The organism is Actinobaculum sp. 352 (assembly GCF_003957265.1).
GTDB lineage: Bacteria > Actinomycetota > Actinomycetes > Actinomycetales > Actinomycetaceae > Asp313.
This window is the reverse complement of the sequence record NZ_RQSN01000013.1, coordinates 49,149-55,446: the sequence shown is the minus strand read 5'-3', so window position 1 is coordinate 55,446 and position 6,298 is coordinate 49,149. Positions and strand designations below refer to the sequence as shown.

The following is a 6,298-nucleotide window of genomic DNA, read 5'->3' as shown; positions in this document are numbered from 1 at the left end:
TTGCGGCGAATCGGTTTGGGCGGGCTGGTAACGAGGTTAATGCGACGCAGGTCGGAGCAGCGTCGTCGTCTGGTGTTGCGGGCTGGGCCGGTGAGGCTGCCGATGCGTATATGGATCAGATTGAGGGATTGCATTCTAAGACGATGACCTTGTATGACGTGTTGCTTGACGCGGCGACGGCGTTGCGGACGTATGGGGATGCGGTGTTGGAGGCGATTGCGGATGTTGGCCGGGTGCAGAGTGACTATGACGCGGCAAAGGAGACGTATGAGCGTGGGTTGGACGTGGTCGATGGGTTAGAAGCCGATCTGGCTGCGAATCCGCATGTGGGTTACACCCAGTCGTATGTGGATACGCGTCGTGAGCGGTGTGAGTCGGAGTGGGAGGCGGAACAGTCGAGGTTGCAGGATAGGTATCGGGGTGTGTTGGAGGTTTTGGATGAGGCGGCGTCTACGGCGATGACGGCGTTGGCTGCGGCCCAGGACAAGATTGTGGATCCGAAAATGCCTTCTGGTTCGCGTGATGAGGTGGCGCTGAATGTGTTCGGTGATCTGCCCTATGTCTCGGGTGAGGCGGCCTGGGACCTTGCGCAAACCGATGCTCTCGAGATGTCGGACTACATCCTGGATGAGAAGGTGACGGCGGAGGAGGTTGCCGAGTTCAACGAGAAGTATGGCGATAAGCTCTCCGATCCCTTCGTCGCCAACGCGTTGATGCAGTACGTCACCCCGGAGGACCTGGTGAAGTATTCCCTGCAGGTGGAAGGGTTATCGCAGACCGTGCCGATTGACTCACAGTTGGTTGATGACACACTGGCTAACATTGGTGGGGCGATGGTGTTGGGTACTGGCGGGATGAATCTGCACGGTAGCAATGCCGAGCGGCAGGCGTGGTTGGAGGCCGTGCGGCCCGGGCTAAAGAACTCCTCCGGCCAAACGCTGGACCAACAGAATGACGCTTTCTTGCAGGCGATGAAGAAAACAGGGCGGACACAATACACACCACTCGGTCGTCTTGATCCCGGCTACACTCCGACAAATACATCACGGGATCCGGTTGATGGGTATTCACTGATAACCCAGATGATGGGTGAGGCGGGACGCCGGAACCCAGACCTTGCCCTCGGTTCCGCCTTCTTCCAGGAGACCAGTCGGGGCGTATCTGTCGCGGACGATATTGTGGCGTGGGACGCCGAGACTCTCGAAGACAGAATGGGTGGTAGAAATGCGTACGGCACCGGCTACGGCGGTTTCTCTACCTATCCCGAGCCAGTGGAACTGTTTGATTCCAGCACCGGCATGTATGACCCGATGCATGCCTTGTATACGTTGATGGACCGACCGGAGACTTTTGATGCCGATAGTGCGACTCCTGTACTCGCAGACTTGGAGGAGGGGCGGTTACGCGCGGTGCAGAGTTTCCTTGTCTCAGACACCCCTGAGGGTATGGATGTCAACCATGACGGAGTAGTGGATGCCGAGGACGAGCCAAAGAATATGACTCGCTATCTCACCGGTGATCGCCTGTACGGGGATTACTGCGGCTTCCCAGATGCTGGGGAGCAGTACGGCCAGGTTATTCGGCAGGCATCAATGCCGGAGGAAGCGCCGGAGTGGGGGCAGGTCAGCGAGGAGGAATGGCAAGCGTGGCGAACTGTGGACAGGAATGTCACGGAGATCGCTGCGAATTTCATGTTTGGATACCAGGATGGCTTGGATGCTCACGCGGGTGATTATGTTGATGGTCAGAATAAGTACGGTTACAACAATGCGGCGCTGCGATCATGGTCGGGTCTTATTCTAGCGCCTCATGTTGAAGGAATTGCCCTGTCATTCCATGGAGCTGGAGCATACAGCAGTGAGGGAATCTCGGCCTATGAGGACGGCTATGTCATTGCGCTTGACAGCGAGATGCGTGACAGCATATTCGGTGCCAACGGTATGATCCGTGACTTGGGTTTTGATTCCCCTGTGCGCAACAATAACGGTACCCCCGGCAATTTGACTGATGACTATTGGGAGGGTGGCCGTGCGCCGGCCATCGACAATCTGATCTTAGCTAGTCAGGCGCTGTTTGAAGAGCAGAGTAACGAGGCCTTCGCCGGTACTGGGAATGACGAACCGTCGACCGTTGTTGAACGCTGTACGCCGATGTTCGAAGCACTATTCACCGCTCCCGAGGATGCTACAGATCAACAGAAAGAAGCATTCAACCGGGTCAATGCGCGCTGGAGCGGGCTTATCGAGACTGGGATCAACCTTCTCCCCTACGGTCCCGTTATCAAAGGAGAATGGAACCAGTATTTTATCGAGCAGGGAGGTAAAAACGGTGTCGCGCCACTCTTACAGTCCTTTTTCCCGGAAGACAGTAAGGTTGTTGGCAATCAGACGGGGGCGCAAGTGAAGGTGGAACAGTATATGCAGGACACCTTGTACCAATCCATGACCACGTATGGTTCGTTTGATGGTGCTGCTATGTCGCCGGAAGAGTACTGTGAAAGGCTAAGTGAAGGTAGCGAAGACAAAAAAGGTGAAGATAGAGAAATATTTGTCGACGCCGACGGCGTCGTGATCCCTTTCAATGAGATGACTGATACTCAGCAGGAGACTTTTCGTGGCTATATAACCGCAATGTCGGACACGTCGGGAGGCTATGACGATGCGGTAGATTCAATCCGTTCATCGATGACAACCTCAGACGCCCACCATGACAATGCCTATGCAACAACTGGGGAAGAGCGGGACAGTTGATGTTCCGCAGATGCCATGCGACTCCAATAAGGTTGATCGCGGTGCTGGGCGCGGCGGTGTTCGCTATGTCATCGGCGGCGTGTGTTTCGGGTGGTCAGGACGCTGCGACGACGTCGTCTGTGCCGTCGTCGTTTGTGGCGACGGATGAGGTGGCGGATGTGATGGAGGCGGATGTGCCGGATGGGTGGGTGGAGTTTCCTCCTGATCCGCCGTTGGAGTATTTCGCGTCGTCTGATGGGTCGTATGGGTTGGATGCGCCGTCGATTCATGTGACAAGGTTTGCGCCTGCAGCTCTTCGGGCGAGTGGTAGGGACGGTTCCTTTGGTCTTGAGAGTCGTCTGATTGATGTGTTGCAGTCTTTGGTGGGTGAGCATGATGCTACGGATGTTGAGGTGTTGCCTGCGCGCTTTATTGATGGGAATCCAGCATGGGGCTATACGTACATTGAGACGGGGATGGAGACGGGGCGGCCAAAGCGGTGGGAGTGTTGGATGGTTGGTCGGCATGATGGATTGTGGAATATCAAGTTGAGATCGGCGCCTGGTCAGACGGAATTGCCGTCGGAGTTGGATGGGGTGTTGGACACGATCACGTGGAGGGAGCCGTAGATGAGCGGGCTGAGACCATGCCGTGTTCTGGAGGTGACAGTGGTTTGCGTGCTTGCGGTGTGCTTGGTGGCGTGTGGGGTGTATCGTCCGAAGGTTGCGGAGGTAACGCCGTCGGTGCCGTCGACGTTTGTGGCGGTGGAGGAAGAGGTGGCGGATATTGTGGAGATGGATGTGCCGGAGGGATGGGCGGCGGATAGTAGTAAAGGAAACGAGAGGTTGCCGGTCGTTCTTGTGTCACCTGACGGGGTGTATGACGGGGCGCATCAGGGGATTTCTATCCGTCTTTGGTTGCCAGCTGTCATATGGCCAGAATATGCGGTGGCTGAGGATACGTTTGATTTGGATGAGTTCCTTCGCCCCAGGATTCTTGGTGATATGAAGGATCATGAGTATACGGATTTAGCGTTGTTGCCCGCGCGGTTTGTTGATGGGAATCCGGCTCGCGGCTACACCTACGTTCAGACGGATGAGGCGACGGGGTCGGCGCAGCGTTGGGAGTATTGGGTTGTTGGTCGGCATGATGGGTTGTGGTCGATTGCCTTGTATTCGGAGCCTGGTCAGACGGAGTTGCCGCCGGAGTTAGATGGGGTTTTGGATACCGTCACGTGGAGCGAGCCGTAGATGCTCTGGCCGGGTGTGTCAGTGAAGCATGAGCGCGCGACGCCGCAGCAGGTGAAGGGATGGGAGTCGTGATGGGGGGTGTGTGTTCGCGTCGCGTGGCGGCGGTACTTTTGGCGGTGTGTGGGTTGGCCGTGTCACTGGTTGGGTGTGCGCCGAGTGTGCCCGGGGGCGGGCAGACTCCGACGGTTGTGAGTACTGCGACGTTTACACCGACGGAGCGAGACGCTGATGTGATGGATGCGGATGCGCCGCGGGGGTGGACGGTGATTCCGCAGGATCCGGATCCGGGGATGGATTATTTGGCGTCGGAGGATGGGAGCCGAGGGTTTACGGCGGCGTCGATCAGGGCAACGCGTGTTCCCGGAGACGTGATGTATGGAGTTGTCAAATTCGCCGATGAGCCAGGGACATACAGCTTGGATGTGATTGCAAAGGCGTGGCGGAGCCAGATCGAATACCATGGCGATCGGCGTGATGTCTCCGAGGTTCAGAGGCGTGTGATTGGTGGGAGTGAGGCTCGGGGGTATTCGTATGTGGAGACCGCTGGCAAGAATGGTGACATGTATTACGAGGTGTGGCTGGTGGGGCGGCATGATGGGTTGTGGCGGATCACGTTGACGTCGGCTCCGGGGCAGACCAGCCTGCCGGAGGGCCTCGCCGACGAGTTCCTGGACTCGATCACCTGGACTACACCGGCGGGTGCTACGTCGAGTGCGTCTGGTTGATGGGAAGGGGTGCCGTGGTGGGGAATGAGCCTGGTGTGCCCGGTGGCACGATAGGCTGGCGGTTTGTGGTGCTGGTAGCGGCGGGCATGCTTGCAGTGTCACTGACGGCGTGTGTTCCGGGTGGTCAGGGCGCTGCGACGACGCCGTCGGTGCCGGGGACGTTTGTGGCGACGGATGAGGTGGCGGATGTGATGGAGGTGGATGTGCCGGAGGGGTGGGTGGAGTTTCCTTCTGATCCGCCGTTGGAGTATTTCGCGTCGCCGGACGGTTTACATGGTTCGATGTCGGCAGCGATTGTCGTGACACGATATGGGCCGTCTGCTATTGGGGTGGGGACTAATGAGTCTTATAGTCTTGAGAGTCTTCTCATTGATACGTTGCAGAGTCGGATAGCGGAGCATGATGTTACCGATGTTGAGGTGTTGCCTGCGCGTTTTATTGATGGGAATCCGGCTCGTGGCTATCGGTACATTGCGACGGATGTAGAGGTAGGAGAGCCTGTACGGTACGAGTATTGGGAGGTTGGTCGGCATGATGGATTGTGGTCGATCACGCTGAAGTCGGCACCCGGGGAAACGGAGTTGCCACCGGAGTTAGATGGGGTGTTGGACACGATCACGTGGAGGGAGCCGTAGATGCTGTGGTCGGGTGTGTCAGTGAAGCATGAGCGCGCGGTGTTGTTGCGTGTGAAGGGGTGGGGGTTGTGATGGTTGGTGTGTGTTCGCGTCGCGTACTGGCAGTGCTTGTGGCGGTGTGTGGGTTGGCGGTGGCTCTGGTTGGGTGTGCGCCGGGTGTGCCTGGTGGTGGTCAGACTCCGACGGTTGTGAGTACGGCGGAGACTTTCGTGGTGGCTAGCGAGGTGGCCGATGTGATGGATGCGGATGCGCCGCAGGGGTGGGCGGTGATTCCGCAGGATCCGGATCCGGGGATGGATTATTTGGCGTCGGAGGATGGGAGCCGGGGGTTTACTGCGGCGTCGATTAGGGCAACGCGTATTCCGGCGGACGTGTTGTATTCGGCTGATTACGTGGTCCTTGGTGAGCGGGACGTCTATGACTTGGATAGGATTGCCGCTCGGACGCGGTACCGGGCGACTCGGCAAAGTAGTGTGAATCGGGAGGCGTCGCCGGTTCAGGAACGGATGATTGGTGGCAGTCCCGCCCGAGGCTTCTCGTATATCCACACCCGACAAGGCGTTGACATGTATTACGAGGTGTGGCTGGTGGGGCGGCATGATGGGTTGTGGCGGATCACGTTGACGTCGGCTCCGGGGCAGACCAGCCTACCGGAGGGCCTCGCCGACGAGTTCCTCAACTCGATCACCTGGACCACGCCCGCGACCATACCGGCAACCACACCGGCGGCATCCGCAAGCTCATCTGGATAAACACGCGAGCGCCTTGTGATGCGGCGGCAAGCCTGCCGAACCGGCATGAACCAAGCTCTGCTTTTATGTGCATGAGCGGGCGAGTCGCTGGTCTGCCCTGCCAGGAGACGACGGCCGATTTGCCTCGTGCGCCTGAGCGCGCGTCGCCTCAGTTCGTCTACGTGAGGGGCGCTGGCCCAGCCGAATACGCCGACCAGACGCCCCTCA

Annotated in this window: 6 protein-coding genes; all 6 read left to right on the top strand. The window is 58.2% G+C overall.

The window, feature by feature from the left end; translation table 11 throughout:
• A partial coding sequence (locus tag EKN07_RS12650) for a hypothetical protein (RefSeq protein WP_164546666.1) occupies nt 1-2,750 on the top strand: 2,750 nt, incomplete at its 5' end.
• Nucleotides 2,751-2,815: 65 nt separating this feature from the next.
• Nucleotides 2,816-3,358: a hypothetical protein gene (locus tag EKN07_RS11320; protein ID WP_125482376.1), complete on the top strand. Its 543-nt coding sequence runs from the start codon at nt 2,816-2,818 to the stop codon at nt 3,356-3,358.
• Complete coding sequence (locus EKN07_RS11315) at nt 3,359-3,979, top strand: hypothetical protein (protein ID WP_108714745.1); 621 nt, start codon at nt 3,359-3,361, stop codon at nt 3,977-3,979.
• A gap of 59 nt (nt 3,980-4,038) precedes the next feature.
• Nucleotides 4,039-4,704, top strand: coding sequence for a hypothetical protein (locus tag EKN07_RS11310; RefSeq protein ID WP_126146436.1), 666 nt, complete (start codon nt 4,039-4,041; stop codon nt 4,702-4,704).
• 14 nt (nt 4,705-4,718) lie between these two features.
• Nucleotides 4,719-5,339: a hypothetical protein gene (locus EKN07_RS11305; protein ID WP_206435724.1), complete on the top strand. Its 621-nt coding sequence runs from the start codon at nt 4,719-4,721 to the stop codon at nt 5,337-5,339.
• Between the two features lie 80 nt (nt 5,340-5,419).
• Nucleotides 5,420-6,091, top strand: coding sequence for a hypothetical protein (locus tag EKN07_RS11300; RefSeq protein WP_125482378.1), 672 nt, complete (start codon nt 5,420-5,422; stop codon nt 6,089-6,091).
• Nucleotides 6,092-6,298: the final 207 nt, after the last annotated feature.

Bases quoted from the DNA above. Each gene is read 5' to 3' on its own strand.
- EKN07_RS11310 (WP_126146436.1), top strand. From the start codon at position 4,039: ATGGGAGTCGTGATGGGGGGTGTGTGTTCGCGTCGCGTGGCGGCGGTA.
- EKN07_RS11320 (WP_125482376.1), top strand. From the start codon at position 2,816: ATGTCATCGGCGGCGTGTGTTTCGGGTGGTCAGGACGCTGCGACGACG.
- EKN07_RS11315 (WP_108714745.1), top strand. From the start codon at position 3,359: ATGAGCGGGCTGAGACCATGCCGTGTTCTGGAGGTGACAGTGGTTTGC.